The sequence below is a fragment of the Mycobacterium sp. UM_WGJ genome, assembly GCF_000455125.1.
Classification (GTDB): domain Bacteria; phylum Actinomycetota; class Actinomycetes; order Mycobacteriales; family Mycobacteriaceae; genus Mycobacterium.
The window spans coordinates 1-13,563 of sequence record NZ_AUWR01000010.1; the positions used below are offsets into that span (position 1 = coordinate 1).

Annotated in this window: 13 protein-coding genes; 5 read left to right on the forward strand and 8 right to left on the reverse strand. The window is 66.7% G+C overall.

The window, feature by feature from the left end:
- Positions 1-48 precede the first annotated feature (48 nt).
- The 4 genes from N416_RS0104385 to N416_RS0104400 are packed head-to-tail and all read right to left on the reverse strand — an operon-like array spanning position 49 to position 4,435.
- Positions 49-1,128, reverse strand: coding sequence for an MCE family protein (locus N416_RS0104385; protein WP_024440915.1), 1,080 nt, complete (start codon positions 1,126-1,128; stop codon positions 49-51).
- Positions 1,125-2,705 carry an MlaD family protein gene (locus N416_RS0104390; protein ID WP_024440916.1) on the reverse strand — a complete coding sequence of 527 codons (1,581 nt, stop codon included), beginning with the start codon at positions 2,703-2,705 and terminating at the stop codon, positions 1,125-1,127. The genes N416_RS0104385 and N416_RS0104390 overlap by 4 nt, the downstream gene beginning before the upstream one ends.
- Position 2,706: 1 nt before the next feature.
- Complete coding sequence (locus N416_RS0104395; RefSeq protein ID WP_024440917.1) at positions 2,707-3,564, reverse strand: ABC transporter permease; 858 nt, start codon at positions 3,562-3,564, stop codon at positions 2,707-2,709.
- 1 nt (position 3,565) lies between these two features.
- Positions 3,566-4,435 (reverse strand): ABC transporter permease, encoded by an 870-nt coding sequence (locus tag N416_RS0104400; RefSeq protein WP_024440918.1) that lies wholly within the window; start codon positions 4,433-4,435, stop codon positions 3,566-3,568.
- 380 nt (positions 4,436-4,815) lie between these two features.
- Between N416_RS0104400 and N416_RS0104410 the strand changes: the two genes are divergently transcribed.
- Both N416_RS0104410 and N416_RS0104415 read left to right on the forward strand, forming a co-directional pair.
- Positions 4,816-5,406 carry a hypothetical protein gene (locus tag N416_RS0104410; protein ID WP_024440919.1) on the forward strand — a complete coding sequence of 197 codons (591 nt, stop codon included), beginning with the start codon at positions 4,816-4,818 and terminating at the stop codon, positions 5,404-5,406.
- 139 nt (positions 5,407-5,545) lie between these two features.
- A complete protein-coding gene (locus tag N416_RS0104415) occupies positions 5,546-6,196 on the forward strand; it encodes a hypothetical protein (protein WP_024440920.1) in 651 nt (216 codons plus the stop codon).
- A 28-nt stretch (positions 6,197-6,224) separates the two neighbouring features.
- On the opposite strand, the gene N416_RS0104420 is transcribed toward N416_RS0104415, so the two are convergent.
- Together N416_RS0104420 and N416_RS0104425 are read right to left on the reverse strand one after the other, a co-directional pair.
- Positions 6,225-7,262 (reverse strand): phosphodiester glycosidase family protein, encoded by a 1,038-nt coding sequence (locus N416_RS0104420; protein ID WP_081654451.1) that lies wholly within the window; start codon positions 7,260-7,262, stop codon positions 6,225-6,227.
- A gap of 175 nt (positions 7,263-7,437) precedes the next feature.
- On the reverse strand, positions 7,438-8,160 hold the full coding sequence (locus N416_RS0104425; protein ID WP_024440922.1) for a pirin-like bicupin family protein: 723 nt from the start codon (positions 8,158-8,160) through the stop codon (positions 7,438-7,440).
- A gap of 65 nt (positions 8,161-8,225) precedes the next feature.
- On the opposite strand from N416_RS0104425, the gene N416_RS0104430 reads away from it, so the two are divergent.
- The gene (locus N416_RS0104430; RefSeq protein WP_024440923.1) at positions 8,226-10,139 is read left to right on the forward strand and encodes an alpha/beta hydrolase; all 1,914 of its coding nucleotides are present in this window, start codon (positions 8,226-8,228) and stop codon (positions 10,137-10,139) included.
- Positions 10,140-10,222: 83 nt separating this feature from the next.
- Positions 10,223-10,696, forward strand: a complete 474-nt coding sequence (locus tag N416_RS0104435; protein WP_024440924.1) for an LppA family lipoprotein — start codon at positions 10,223-10,225, stop codon at positions 10,694-10,696.
- Between the two features lie 4 nt (positions 10,697-10,700).
- Here the strand turns inward: N416_RS0104435 and N416_RS0104440 are convergent, their stop codons facing one another.
- Both N416_RS0104440 and N416_RS0104445 read right to left on the reverse strand, forming a co-directional pair.
- Entirely contained in the window at positions 10,701-11,825 is a 1,125-nt protein-coding gene (locus tag N416_RS0104440; protein WP_024440925.1) for an NDMA-dependent alcohol dehydrogenase, read from the reverse strand.
- 68 nt (positions 11,826-11,893) lie between these two features.
- Positions 11,894-12,637, reverse strand: a complete 744-nt coding sequence (locus N416_RS0104445) for a glucose 1-dehydrogenase (protein WP_024440926.1) — start codon at positions 12,635-12,637, stop codon at positions 11,894-11,896.
- 48 nt (positions 12,638-12,685) lie between these two features.
- On the opposite strand from N416_RS0104445, the gene N416_RS0104450 reads away from it, so the two are divergent.
- A complete protein-coding gene (locus N416_RS0104450) occupies positions 12,686-13,525 on the forward strand; it encodes an alpha/beta hydrolase (protein ID WP_024440927.1) in 840 nt (279 codons plus the stop codon).
- Positions 13,526-13,563: the final 38 nt, after the last annotated feature.

Consider the following 13,563-nt stretch of genomic DNA (forward strand, 5'->3'; position numbering starts at 1 on the left):
CCCATGGCGCCATTCCTCTTCATCGCTTCGCTCTGCATCGTCATGGCGCTATCCATCGACGGTGTTCCTGCATCGGGGAGAGTGCCATGCCAGGTTCTCCCGGGTGATCGGGCGCGCGTTGCCGGGGGTGGCAGCGTTGACGATGATCGTCGTGACGTCGTTGAAGCCGGGGAAGAATCCCGTGGCGTTCAGGTCACACAGATAGGCGTTGCCGTAGGCACCGTCTCCGAATGCGCGGCCCAGGCCCTTGAGCAGCAGCGGCAGGTTGGCACCGGTGAACGCCAGCTGCGGTTCGATGCCGGCCATGTGCTTGGTGAAACCGGGTTCCCGGTTGATCATCTCTTCCAGGGACGGGAAGACCTCGTCGGCGATCCGTGCGAGCTGTCGCGTCGTCTGGGCCAGGGAACCGACCGAGGACTGCAACGCCGGCCGCCGTGAATCCAGGTCGGTGACCGCGCGGCGGGCCTGGGTCAGGGCGTGATCCAGCTGGTCGTTCTGCCCGGCGATGGTGCCGGTAAGCCGGTTCAGGCTGGTGATGAGGTCCCCCAGCACCTCGTCGCGCCCGGCCAGCGTCGAGGTGAGGGTCGACGACTGGTCCACCAGCGCGGCGATCGACGCCTGGTCGCCCGACAGTGACTCCAGCACACCCTTGGTCAGATCGTCGGCCTGTTTGGGGTCCAGCAGCGACATCAGCGGCTTGAAGCCGTTGAGCAGGGCGCCGACGTCGAAGGACGGTTCGGTGTGCTCCACACCGATCACGCTGCCGCGGGGCAATTGTTCGGTGCTCCCGAGAGTCCCCAGCGACAGTCCGAGATAACGCTGGCCGATGATGTTCTGGTAGGTCACCGACGCGACGGTGTTGCCGTACAGCTTCTGGTCGCTTTGGACGATGAACGAGACCTTCGCGAGCTTCCCGTCCAGCGCGACCTTCTCGACCCGGCCGACCCGGACGCCGGCCATCCGGACGTCGTCGCCCTCGCGCAACCCGTACACGTCGGTGAACACGGCTGCGTACGGCGTCGTGGAGCCGGCCACATCGCGGCGCAGGGTGGCATAGACCAGCCAGGTCAGCACCGTCGACACGACCATGAAGAGAGACAGGCCGATCAGCGGTCCGCGGAATGTCACTTACGGCCTCCCGTTTTGCCGGGGCCGGGCGAGGCCCAAGAGACGGCGTTGCCCCGCGCGACCGGGCCGAGCAGCAGCTGCGTCGCCACCGATGCCGGCTCGCTTCGGCCGGTGATGGGTCCGAAGATCAGACCGAGCTGATTGCGCTCGGCCTGGCTCCCGACAGGTCCTACGTTGCCGCCGAAGGACGCCGGCGCTGCCGGCTGCCACTCCGGTGCATGGGGCTGGGCCGGGATCGGCGGGCCGGGCGGTGGCGGGGGAGCAGGGTCAAGCGGGTCGGCGTTGCTGGGAACCCGCGGGAAGGGCCCGGTCCACCACGGCAGCGGCGGGTTGGTGTCCTCCAGGCTGCGATTCGGGTTCACCAGGGGCGGCCCGACGGCGCGCAGGTTACCGTCGGGGCCGATCTCGGTGCCGGCCGGCGGCTCGAGGCCGGCGGGGAAATGATAGTTCTGCGGCAGCAGTGTCTCGGGAAGCTCGGGCCGCACCGAGATCATCGGCGCCGTGTAGCAGCTGGGTCCCTTCACTTCGCCGTACTGCGGACAGTCCGCCCGGGTGTAGGTGTGCAGCGGGGTGAAGGACAGGTTGGCCCGCATGTTCCGGGTGATCAACTTGGGGTCGTAGAGCTGGTCGAAGAACTTGTCGGAGAGCCGGTTGACCCGAGTGAAGATCGGGACGAACTTATCGGCGTTGTTGGCCAGCACGCCGATGACGGGCGTCAGGTCGTGGGTGATCTGGATCAGCTGGTCGATGTGGTTGTCGAGGGCTTCCCGGGCCACACCGACGGTGTGCTGGCCGCCCGAGACCAACGACGCCAACTCGGCACGCTTCTGGGCGAACGCTCGCATCGGTTCGACCGCCTGGTGCAGTGCGTCGACCAGCTCGGGAGCGCTTGCCTGCAGGCCGTGGGTGGCGTCGACCAGGGCCGAGACCGTCGACGGGCCGGGCTCGGTGGCGACGATGCTGTTGAGCTGATCGAGCAGGCGCGACATCTGCGCACCCGTGTTGAGCAGCTTGACCCGCCGATTGTCGGTGGCCGCCCCGACCGCCGCAAGGATGCCCAGGCTGTGGTCTTCGCGGCCGCGACCGGTGGCGGCCAGGATGTCGCGCAGCTTGGACACCGTGGTCTGGAAGATCACCGTCGACAGTTCGCCGTTCTCGGCGATGTGGCTGCCGTCGCGGATGGTGGGGCCGCCGGTGCCGGAATCGACCAGCTGAATCGACGAGACCGCGAAGACGTTGGACGGCACTACTCGGGCCGTCACCGAAATCGGAATGTCTTTGGCGTAGCCGGGTTTGAGGTTGATGTGGACGTAGTTGGGCTTGCCGTAGGCGGCCGGGATCACGTCGGTGACGCTGCCGACCAGCAGTCCGTGGTACTTGACGTCGGACTGGGCGGGCAGTCCGTCGCCGACGTTGATCAGGTCGGCGATCACCCGCACATAGGCGTTGAGCATGCCGGTGGACTTGGCCAGCAGGCCCGCGGTGGCCATCGCGATCACCAGCAAGACCGCGATTCCCGCACCCAGCAGCTGATTTTCGGACGGGCCGCGGCCGTCGGTGTCCAGCGAATTGCTCATGTCAGCCACCGAACCTTGCGCCGGCATCGATGCTCCACAGCGCCATGGTCAGCAGCATGTTGACCATGATGACGATCGTGATGCTGGCGCGCATGGCCCGTCCCGCGGCCACCCCGACCCCTTCGGGACCACCGGAGGCGTAGAAGCCGTAGTAGCACTGCACGGTGGAGGCCAGCCACACGAACACCACGCACTTGAGCACGGAGTAGACGATGTCTTTGCCGCTCAGCATCATGGTGAAGTAGTGCATGTACGGACCGACCGAGCCGCCGCCGATGATGCCGGTGACCACCTGGCAGGTCAGATAGGTGATGGCCAGACAGGCCACGTACAGCGGGATCACCGCGATGGTCGCGGCCAGCAGTCGAGTGGTCACCAGGAACGGAATGGGCCGGATCGCGATCGAATCGAGGGCGTCGATCTCCTCGGCGATGCGCATGGCACCGAGCTGGGCGGTGAAGCGGCAACCGGCCTGCATCGCAAATGCCATCGAGGCCATGATCGGCGCCAGCTCACGGGTATTGACCAGTGAGGAGATGATGCCGGTGGCCGGGCCGAGCCCCAGCAGGTTCAGAAAGTTGTAGCCCTCGATCGCCACCAGTGCGCCGGCGGTGAAGCCGAGGACGATCGCCACTCCGGCGGTGCCCCCACCCACCACGATGGAGCCGTTGCCCCAAGCGATGTCGGAGAGCAGCCGCAGAAACTCCTTGCGGTAGTGCCGAAACACGGTGGGAACACCGGCCGCGGCGCGGCCGAAGAACACCAGCATGTGTCCCAGACGAATGGTCGGCACCGATGCTATCCGGTACACGCGCAGCAACGGGCGCGCGAACGCCGGGACATAGGAGGAGGCAGTCATCTCACAGCCCCGTCCGTGGGTAGAGCACGTTGTAGAGCTCGCTGATGCCGACGTTGACGATCATCAGCACCAGGATCGATTCGACCACCGAAGCGTTGACCGAGTTCGCCACGCCGGCCGGGCCACCGCGGGTGGACAGGCCCTTCTGGCAGGACACCACCGCGACGATCGCGCCGTAGATCACGGCCTTGATCAGTGCGACGAGCATGTCGCCGGTGGTGGCGAACGAGGAGAAGGTGGCCACGAAGCTGCCGGGCGCGCCCTTCTGGAAATACACGTTGAACAGATAGCTGGCCAAAAAGCCTACGAAACAGGTGATTCCGGTCAGCGCTACCCCGATCATGATGGCCGCGGCGAAGCGGGGGACCACCAGTCGACGGATCACCGAGACGCCCATCACCTCCATGGCGTCGGTCTCCTCGCGCATGGTTCGCGAGCCCAGGTCGGCGGTGATGGCCGACCCGACCGCGGCGGCCATCAGCATGGCCGCCACCAACGAGGCGGCCTGCCGGATGACCGCCAGCCCGGCAGCCGCGCCGGCCAGTGAGGTGGCGCCGACCTGGTTGGCCAGCAGCGCGAACTGTATGGAGAGCGTGACTCCGATCGGCAAGGCCACCAGGACCGTCGGCAGCACCGCGGTGTTGGCCATAAACGCGCTCTGCCGGACGAACTCGCCCCATTGGAATCGACCGCTGAACAGGTCGGAGAAGAAGTACTGCACGGTGCGCACCGCCAGCACGCACTGTTCGCCGACGGTGGTCAGCGAGGCCAGCGGGTGGCGGTTGACATAACCGGTGGTCCAGTCCTGGATGGCTGCCACACCGTCGAGCGATGGCTCGGCGGCGAGTTCGCGGTCGTCCTGGGTGGTCATTGGTCGCCGATCGTGGTCGTGAGATCACCGTCGGCCGCCGGGCGCAGGTGCGGCGGGTGATCCATGGCGGCCACCATAGTCACGGTTCTTACTCCGCGGTAGGGTTCGGAATTTCTCGGACCAACTGGTGGGTAGATAGAAAGGATACGCATGGCGGACGTGGGGGAGGAGCTCATGGGGTCTCGCCGCGACCTTTCATCCGGACATGATGTCGGACACAATGCCTCGGCAGGGGCGCTTCAGGCAACATGACTCCGGTTATGGCCGGGTTACTGGCCAGTAGCACGCGTTTTCGTGGTTTTGCCGCCCACGTGCGGGCGTCGATGGCGATACTCGACCGGGACGGGCGCGACGCGTGGAAGGAAATCAGAAAGGTGTCGATGCGGGCAGGATGGACACAGATCGCTGCCACGATCGCGTGCGCGATGGCAGTCGCCGGGGCGGTGGCACCAGGCTCCGCCGTGGCCGATCCGGCACCGCCGCCGACGCTTCCCGGGTTCACCCCCGGACCCAGCGACTGGTCTCCGCGCATGGACATCTGGCCCTACAGCACCTTCACCTATCAGGTGACGCCCGAGATGATCGGCGGCATGTCGGATTCGTGCCAGTGGTTCAACGCGCAGTTCGACCCACTGATAGGACAGATCAACGACTTCAACCGTACTCTTGCAGATCACCGCGACGTCTACCCGAGTGTGCAGTCGCAGGCGGAAGCGGTGGTGGCCAACATCGACCGAGCGACCGGTTTCCTGGGACCGCGACTGCAGCCGCTGACCATTCGCAACACCCCGGACAACTTCGGTCCCTACTCGCCGATCTACGGCGGGGAACAGCTGACCGGCGTGCTGTTCCAGCTGTCCCGCATCGCTGACAGCATGCGCAAGAAACAGCCGGCAGGCTTCACGCGCCCCCACATCGACTCCGCGATGGGATGGGCCGACGCCCTGCGGAATTCCAGGGCCTGCACCTGAGCGGCGGTTGCCAACGCGGCGGAACCGGGCGTTGTGGGTCACCGCCACCAAGGACGAACCCGCAGGGGCGGGTTGGGGTAGGTTCGGGAGGCGTTGCGGCCGAACGGCCTCCAGCAGCGGACCACGAGAGGTAGTTCAGGTGTCGGACCGTGAGGACGAGCAGGCGGCCGACCATGTCGAACCGGCGGCCGAGGCCGTCGACGACACTGCGGCGCCCGAGTCCGCCGAGTCCGCCGAGTCCGACGAGTCCGCCGAGGATGCTGTCGCCGTTGAGACCGTGGACGACGCCGCCGGGCCCACGGAACGCAGCGGCGGCCTGAAGCCGAATCGGCGGTGGATCGCCGTGGCCGTCCTGGCGCTGGGCCTGATCGGGGCGGCCTACGAGGGCTGGCTGCTGTTCGCACACCATCAGCGCACGGTGGCCGCCGCGCAGGCCCTGGACGCCGCCGAGAAGTACACCCTGGTGCTCACCAGTGTGGACCCAGGCGCGATCGACCAGAACTTTGCCGAAATCCTCGACGGGGCCACCGGCGAGTTCAAGGACGTCTACAGCGCGTCCAGTGAACAGCTGCGCCAACTGCTGATCGACAACAAGGCGTCCGCGCACGGCACCGTGATCGACTCGGCGGTCAAGTCCGCCACCAAGAACAAGGTCGAGGTGCTGCTGTTCGTCGATCAGGCGGTGAGCAACAAGACCGCCCCCCAGGCGCAGATCGACCGCAGCCGCATCGTGATCACCATGGAGAAGGTGAACGGCCGTTGGCTGGCCGCCAAGGTGGAGATGCCCTGAGCGAATGCGTCACGCCTGACCTTCGCCGTCAATTGAATCCGAGCCAGCTGGGCAGCGCGCGTTCGTGTGCGTCGCACAGTACCTGTGCGGTGTCGCAGGACCCGCGTGGTACCCCGGCGCCGGTCCACATGCCGCCGGCGTCGCGGCGCAGCACGACCGCTGAGGACGAACCGCCGTCGAGCAGGATGGCGTGGTCACTGGCCAGGCCACGGAACAGGTCCTGCATGTTGTCGGGGGTGTAGTGGCCGCCCTGAAAGATGTACAGCTCGTCTTTGGCTCGTGAATAGCCCACGGCGGTTCGCGCCGCGCTCGGCCCGCCGTCGTTGAGTTGCCCGGTGAAGCCCGGGGCCAGCAGTCCCAGTCCGCTCACCGCGACGAATCGGTCCCCGCGTTCCACCAGGCCGGTGACCGTCGGCCCGGCCGAGTCGTAGTCGCCGCCGTCGCGGCCGCCACGCGGCCACACCACATAGGGTGCGCCGCGAGTCGGCAGGATCATCGTGGTAAGTGTCGACCAGTGCTCGTTGCCGCCGGACAGTCCTTGCTTGCCGGCGTAGGGCACGGTGCCGGTGACCGCGACGTTGGCCCGGCCCTTGCCGCGGGTGTTGTCCACGTAGGTGCCCAGCGGGGAACTGCACTTGGTGGTCCGCCAGGACCCGCCTCGCTGGCCGCGGATGTCGAAGAAGTTGGCGTTGATCGCCACCGTCGGCCGGCCCAGCGCCTGCCAGGCCTGCAGCGGGGTGTAGAGCTCGGAGGCCTGCATCAGCCCTTCGCTGGTGCGGGCCCGCGGATCACGTTCACAGCGGGCCTGGGGGCCGCTATGGTTGTCGACCAGCAGGTGCGGCTCGATGCGCTGCGAGGCCGACTTGAGGACCACCAGATGTCCACCGCCGGACATCTCATACCAGTCGCCGGCGGCGTTGAGCATCGGTGTGGGGTGCCCGCTGCCGAAGTTGTACACCAGGTAGGACCCCGGGGTCCGCGCGATCGCGGCGGCCAACTGGTCTTGGGCGGCGGCACGCGCGGTCGGCTGGCCCGGGCCGATCGCCAGGATGGCGCAGAGCAGCATTGCGAAGCAGCCGGCCGCCAGCCGGCGCGCGAAAGCCACTGGAGTCGACACTGTTCATCCCTTCGGCTCCGGACTGGGGGAGGCACCGAATTCCTACGGTAGCCACCGAAACCCCCGGGACAACCTGCGTGACCGAATTGTGCTGCGTCGGTGGCAGATTGGTTATGATCAGTGATCAGCCGCCGAGCCCGCGGTGCATCTCCCAGATAAGGATCTCCGACTGCGCGGACGCGGTAAGGCGTTGACCCCCGCCGGCTGTGCAGCGAACCGCGTCGCCGGTGTGTAGTGCACCGGCGCCCTCCAGATCGACACGGCCGGTCGCGACGAACAGGTGGATATACGGCGCCTCGGGTAGCCCGACCCGGTCTCCGGGCTGCAGCCGCGCGGCGTAGAGCGTGGCACCCGCATTGCCGATGCTGATCGCGGCCCCGGGGTCACTGCCCGAGGCGACGGTGATGAGCCCACCGCCGGCCAGTGCCGCACCGATGTCGTGCTGCTGATAGCCCGGCGTGCGCCCCGGAGTATCCGGCATGATCCACATCTGGATGAAATGCACTGGCTCACTGGCGGATTCGTTCCTCTCCGAATGCAGAATGCCGGTGCCCGCCGACATCCGTTGCGCCAGACCGGGATGAATGACGCCGGTATTGCCGATCGAATCGCGATGACTCAACGCGCCGGAAAGCACCCAGGTGACGATCTCCGCGTCGCGGTGGGGGTGGGTGTCAAAGCCGGCACCCGGTTCCACCACGTCATCGTTGTTGACCAGCAGCAGCCCGTGATGGGTGTTGTCCGGGTCGTAGTAATCGTTGAACGAGAACGAATGCCGCGAATTCAGCCAGGGCGCGCGGGTGGCCGCGCGGTCATCAGCCCGTCGCACATCAAGCAGGCCGGTCATGGCTTCCAAGGTTAGCGCGCCAAAGCGGCTGGTTCCGCTGGTCGAGACGGGTTAGCCTCAGTCGGGTGAGCCGTCCCAGCCTGCAGCACCTCCAGGTGGACGGCCTCATCGCGGCGGCCGGCGGTGACCCGTGGGCGGTCGACGACAGTCTGCAGGCCGGCAGCCCCACCCAGATCAACTTCCTGGCCCAGGCATTCCACTCGGCCGCCGGCTCAGCGACAACGGCCGAGGAAACGTTTGTCACCGCCCAACAGCACTTCGAGCAGTACAACAGGGAGAACGGCGAGCAACCGATCAACAACAGCGCCGAGGTGCAGCGGGTGAAAGAGGGCCTGCACGCCACCAATCAGCAGCTCGGCCAGATCGCCGCCGACCTGGAGACCATCGCCGCCGCCCTGGCCCAGGCCCGCGCCGCCTCGCTGGCCAACAGCACCGCGCTCAACGCTAACCTGATCGTCCTCGACGCCCGCATCGGCGTGTACCTGGAACAGGAGCGTCAGGGCCACGACCACGACGCAGACATCGCCCAGTGCCGCCGGTTGGCCGAGGAGGACACCGAGACCGCGCTGCACAACGCCACGGTCATCCGCAACGGCTACTCCAAAACCCTGCAACAAGCCTTGACGAATCTGCGGGTCAGGGACGGCTACGACCCTGAGGCGCAGCTGCACGAATTCGACGCGGACGCGCCGGCGCCGCCACCGGGACCCGTTCCCGACGATCCCAAGCAGTTCAATGACTACTGGAACAGCCTGACGCCCGGACAGAAGGACTGGCTCTATAACTCCGACCACAACATCGGCAACCATCCGGGCATGCCGTGCGATCCGCCGGATCATCTGGGCTACGACCACTACAACAAGCTGCACCTGGCCGACGAACTCAACCGGGCCCAGGGCGCGGCCGCGCAGGCCGATGCGCTGCGCAACCAGCATCCGGACTGGGCTGCCGGCAACAACATTCCGCGCCCCAACCAGCCGGGGGCGATCTTCGATGACCGCGTCGCCTACGAGAATTGGCAGCGGCAGTACGACGCGGCGAGGGACGGCGCGCGGTATCTGGACGACCTGAAGGCCGTCGATTCCGCCGTCAGTGCCAGTCCCGACCGGAAGTTGATGCTGCTGGACACCGAGAGTGGCACGCAGGTCCGCGCGGCCATCGCCGTCGGTGACCCGGACAAGGCCACCCATGTCTCAGTCACGACGCCGGGGCTGAACACGACGGTGCACGGAGCCATCGGGAGTATGACCGAAGAAGCAACCAACCTCAGGCGGGAAGCGCTGCGGCAATTGCGGTTCGAGCCGGGGCACGAGAGCGATACCGTCTCGACGATCGCCTGGATCGGGTACGACCCCCCACAGGTGCCCGGGTTCGACGACAAGTCCGCATCGCTGGCCGGAATCTGGGGAGTCACCCACGACGACCTCGCCCGCTCCGGCGCGCACGACCTGGCGCGTTTCTATGACGGGATCCAGGCCTCGCACGTCGGCGGTCCCGCCGATCTCACCGCGATCGGGCACTCCTATGGGTCGCTGACCACCGGGCTGGCATTGCAGGAGCCCGGCGATCACGGGGTATCGCGGGCGCTGTTCTACGGATCTCCGGGTATCGAGGCCTCCACGCCCCAGCAACTACACCTGCAGCCCGGGCAGGTGTTCGCCATGGAAGCTCCGGACGACCCGATTCAGTGGGTCTATGACGCGCGATCGATAGGCCAGGGCGTTCCCATTCTGGGTACCTACCTCAACAACGAGTTCGGGGATTTCGGGCCGAATCCGGCGACCAACCCGGACTTCACCCGGCTGGACACCGGCGCCGCGACGGTGCCCGACGGCCACGGTGGCACCATCACCCTGCAAGAGGCTCACGGCCACAGTGACTACCCCCGCTTCCCCGACGGTGGGGGCCTCCGGACGACCAACTACAACATCGCCGCGGTCCTCGCCGGCCTGGGCGACAAGGCGGTTCGAGGAAATTGATGTTTCACCAAGTGTCCCCACTCCAGCCGCGACGATGCCTGTTCGCTGTCATGGCCAGCGTCGCACTAACCGCAGGATGTCACGTGTCCCAACCGTATGAACCCACTCCGCCCAGCGTCGCCGCCGAGGCCTTGGCCGTGCTCAAGTCGTTGCCGTCGTTCGAGGACACCCGAACGCAGGTAGCCGATACGATGAATGAAATAACTTCTGCCGCAAGACAACTCATCCCATCCATCGTCTGGGAGACGCTGGACGAGGGTGATGGCGGAAATTGCGAGCGGCCATACGAGCAAACCGACGGTAAGCGTTACTTCCTGCCGGACGCCGTTGCCCGGGATGTCGCGGTCTCAGAGCAGACCTGGGTCAAGCTCGAAGAGGTCGCCAAGTCGGCGGCCGCCAAGCTGGAGGCCACCGAGGTTCAGGTGATGCAGAACCAGCCGGGCAATCACGACGTCGGGTTTTACGGTCCCACCGGCCTTTTCATCAAAGTCGGCTACCGCGGCAACCTGGTGGTCTCCGGCTACACCGGCTGCCGGCTGCCGCAGGACAGGAAGTAGCCGCTTACCAGTCCGACTCGTCGTAGGTGATGACGCCGCGGATGTTCTTGCCGTCCACCATGTCCTGGTAGCCGGTGTTGATGTCCTCGAGCTTGTAAGTCGTGGTGATCATCTCGTCGATCTTGAGCAACCCGGACTTGTACAGCCCCACCAGCTTGGGTGTCTCGATGTGCGAGCTGCCGCCGCCGAAGATGTTGCCCTTCAACGTCTTCTGCAACATGGTGAACAGGAACAGGTTCAGCTTGACGTCCGCGTCGACCATCGAGCCCATGCCGGTGACCACGCAGGTTCCGGTCTTGGCGGTCAGGATCATCGCCTCTTCGATGTACTCGCCCTTCATGTCGCCGACCGCGATGATCACCTTGTCGGCCATCAGGCCCCAGGTCTCCTCCATGACCGGCATGATCGCCTCGGCCATCGACGGGTAGACGTGGGTGGCGCCGAACTTGACGGCCTGGTCACGCTTGAAGGGCACCGGGTCGATAGCGATGACGCGACGTGCACCGGCGAGCACCGCACCCTGCAGGGCGCTCATACCGATACCGCCGACACCGATGATGATCACGGTCTCGCCGGGCTTGACCTCGGCGACGTTGGTGGCCGAACCGAAGCCGGTCGGAACCGCGCAGCCCATGATGGCCGCGGTCTCGAAGGGCACGTCCTTGTCGATCTTGACCACGGAGTCCTGGTGCACGGTCATGTAGGGCGAGAACGTGCCGAGCAGGTTCATCGCCGAGACCTCGTGTGAACCGGCGTGGATCCGGTTGGTGCCGTCGGCGATGGCCTTGCCGCCCAGCAGCACCGCCCCGCGGTCACACAGCGAGCGGAAGCCCTTCATGCACGGCGGACAGTTGCCGCAGGCCGGGATGAAGGCCATCACGACGTGGTCGCCCTCTTCCAGGCCGGTGACACCCTTGCCGACCTTGGTGATGACGCCGGCGCCCTCGTGGCCGCCCAGCGCCGGTAGCGCCATCGGGGTGGCTCCGGTGGTCAGGTGGTAATCGGAGTGGCACATCCCAGCGGCGTGCATCCGGACCTGGACTTCGCCTTCAACCGGGTCGCCCAGCTCGATCTCGTCGACCCGCCACGGCGAGTTCAGCTCCCACAACAATGCGCCCTTGGTCTTCATGACCGGCCATCATAGAACACGTTTCAGAAGCAGGTCCGATGGGTGCTCTTACCTGGGAAGATACTGTCTTAGCTGGTCTTGTGAGGAATGCCCACGGACAGGCCTCCGTCGATCACCAGATCGGACCCCGTCATGTAGGAGGACTCGTCGGAGGCCAGGAAAACCACCGCGGTGGCCACCTCCGCGGACTTGGCGGCCCGGCCCAGCGGAATCTGCAGGGAGTCATCGGGGATGGCGATGGTCATCCGGGTGCGGATCAGCCCGGGCAACACACTGTTGATCCGGATGTTGTGCGGCGCCAGCTCCACCGCGGCGGCCTTGGCCAGGCCGCGCACACCCCACTTCGAGGCGACGTAGCCGTACAGGCCGGCGGTGCCACGCATCCCCTCGACCGAGGAGATGTTGATGATGGAGCCGCCGCCGGCGGCCTTCATCGGAGCGACGGCGGCATGCATGCCCAGCATGGTTCCGGTCAGGTTGACGTCGAGAACCTGCTGCCAGGCGGCGGCGTCGAAGTTCTCGATGGTGTTGTACTTGGCGATCCCGGCGTTGTTCACCAACACGTCGAGGCTGCCGAAAGCATCGACCGCGGTCCCCACGGCCGCTTGCCATTGGTCGGCCTGGGTGACGTCGAGGCGGACGAACCGGGCGGTGTCGGCCCCCAGCTCATCGGCGAGTTTGCTGCCCTCGTCCTCCAGTACGTCGGCGATCACGATCCTGGCGCCCTCGGCGGCCAGCGCCCGGGTGTGTGCCGCGCCCATGCCCCGCGCCCCGCCGCTGATCAGCGCAACTTTGCCTTCGACTCGTCCCATGGCTGGCGAGGTTACCTGGGCGGACTCTTTGCCCGTTACGCTGCCCTGATGGCTGTGACCCGCACCGAGCGAACCTTCGATGGAGTGCGGGGCGTTCCGATCGTCTACGACACGTGGACGCCGGACGCACCGCCACGCGCCGTGGTGGTGCTGTCCCACGGCTTCGGTGAGCACGCCCGTCGCTACGACCACGTCGCAGAGCGGTTCGGTGCGGCGGGGTTGGTGACGTACGCGTTGGACCACCGCGGACACGGGCGCTCGGGCGGCAAGCGAGTGCTGTGCCGCGACATCGGGGAGTACACCGGTGACTTCCACACGCTGTCGGGCATCGCTGCCCGTGAATACCCCGGAGTGCCGCGCGTGGTGCTCGGCCACAGCATGGGCGGGGCGATCGTGTTCAGTTACGGCGTCGACCGCCCCGACGACTACCAGCTGATGGTGCTGTCCGGGCCCGCGGTGGCGATGACCGACACGGTGTCGCCGGGGTTGGCGTTCGTCGCCAAGGCGGTCGGGGCCGTCGCGCCGAGCCTGCCGGTGGAGAAACTCGACAGTGCCCTGGTCTCGCGTGACCCGGCAGTGGTGGTCGCCTACAACGAGGACCCCCTGGTGCACCACGGTCGAGTACCGGCCGGGGTGGCACGGGCGCTGATCAAGGTCGGCGAGACCATGCCGACGCGGGCGCAGGCACTGACGGTGCCGCTGCTGGTGGTACATGGGGCCGAAGACGGTCTGGTGCCCGCCGAGGGCAGCACGCGGCTGGTGCAGTGCGTCGGTTCGAACGATGTGCGGTTGACCGTCTACCCGGGGCTCTACCACGAGGTGTTCAACGAACCAGAGCGCGCGCAGGTGCTCGACGACGTGGTGGGCTGGATCGACGCGCACCTGTGAGTTGCCGTCGGCGTGGTGTCGGGGCTTGTCAAGATAAC

Excerpts from the sequence above, each read along its gene's own strand:
- N416_RS0104390 (WP_024440916.1), bottom strand. The coding sequence starts at position 2,705 with ATGAGCAATTCGCTGGACACCGACGGCCGCGGCCCGTCCGAAAATCAG.
- N416_RS0104395 (WP_024440917.1), bottom strand. The coding sequence starts at position 3,564 with ATGACTGCCTCCTCCTATGTCCCGGCGTTCGCGCGCCCGTTGCTGCGC.
- N416_RS0104400 (WP_024440918.1), bottom strand. The coding sequence starts at position 4,435 with ATGACCACCCAGGACGACCGCGAACTCGCCGCCGAGCCATCGCTCGAC.
- N416_RS0104410 (WP_024440919.1), top strand. The coding sequence starts at position 4,816 with ATGCGGGCAGGATGGACACAGATCGCTGCCACGATCGCGTGCGCGATG.
- N416_RS0104420 (WP_081654451.1), bottom strand. The coding sequence starts at position 7,262 with ATGCTGCTCTGCGCCATCCTGGCGATCGGCCCGGGCCAGCCGACCGCG.
- N416_RS0104425 (WP_024440922.1), bottom strand. The coding sequence starts at position 8,160 with ATGACCGGCCTGCTTGATGTGCGACGGGCTGATGACCGCGCGGCCACC.
- N416_RS0104440 (WP_024440925.1), bottom strand. The coding sequence starts at position 11,825 with ATGAAGACCAAGGGCGCATTGTTGTGGGAGCTGAACTCGCCGTGGCGG.
- N416_RS0104445 (WP_024440926.1), bottom strand. The coding sequence starts at position 12,637 with ATGGGACGAGTCGAAGGCAAAGTTGCGCTGATCAGCGGCGGGGCGCGG.
- N416_RS0104450 (WP_024440927.1), top strand. The coding sequence starts at position 12,686 with ATGGCTGTGACCCGCACCGAGCGAACCTTCGATGGAGTGCGGGGCGTT.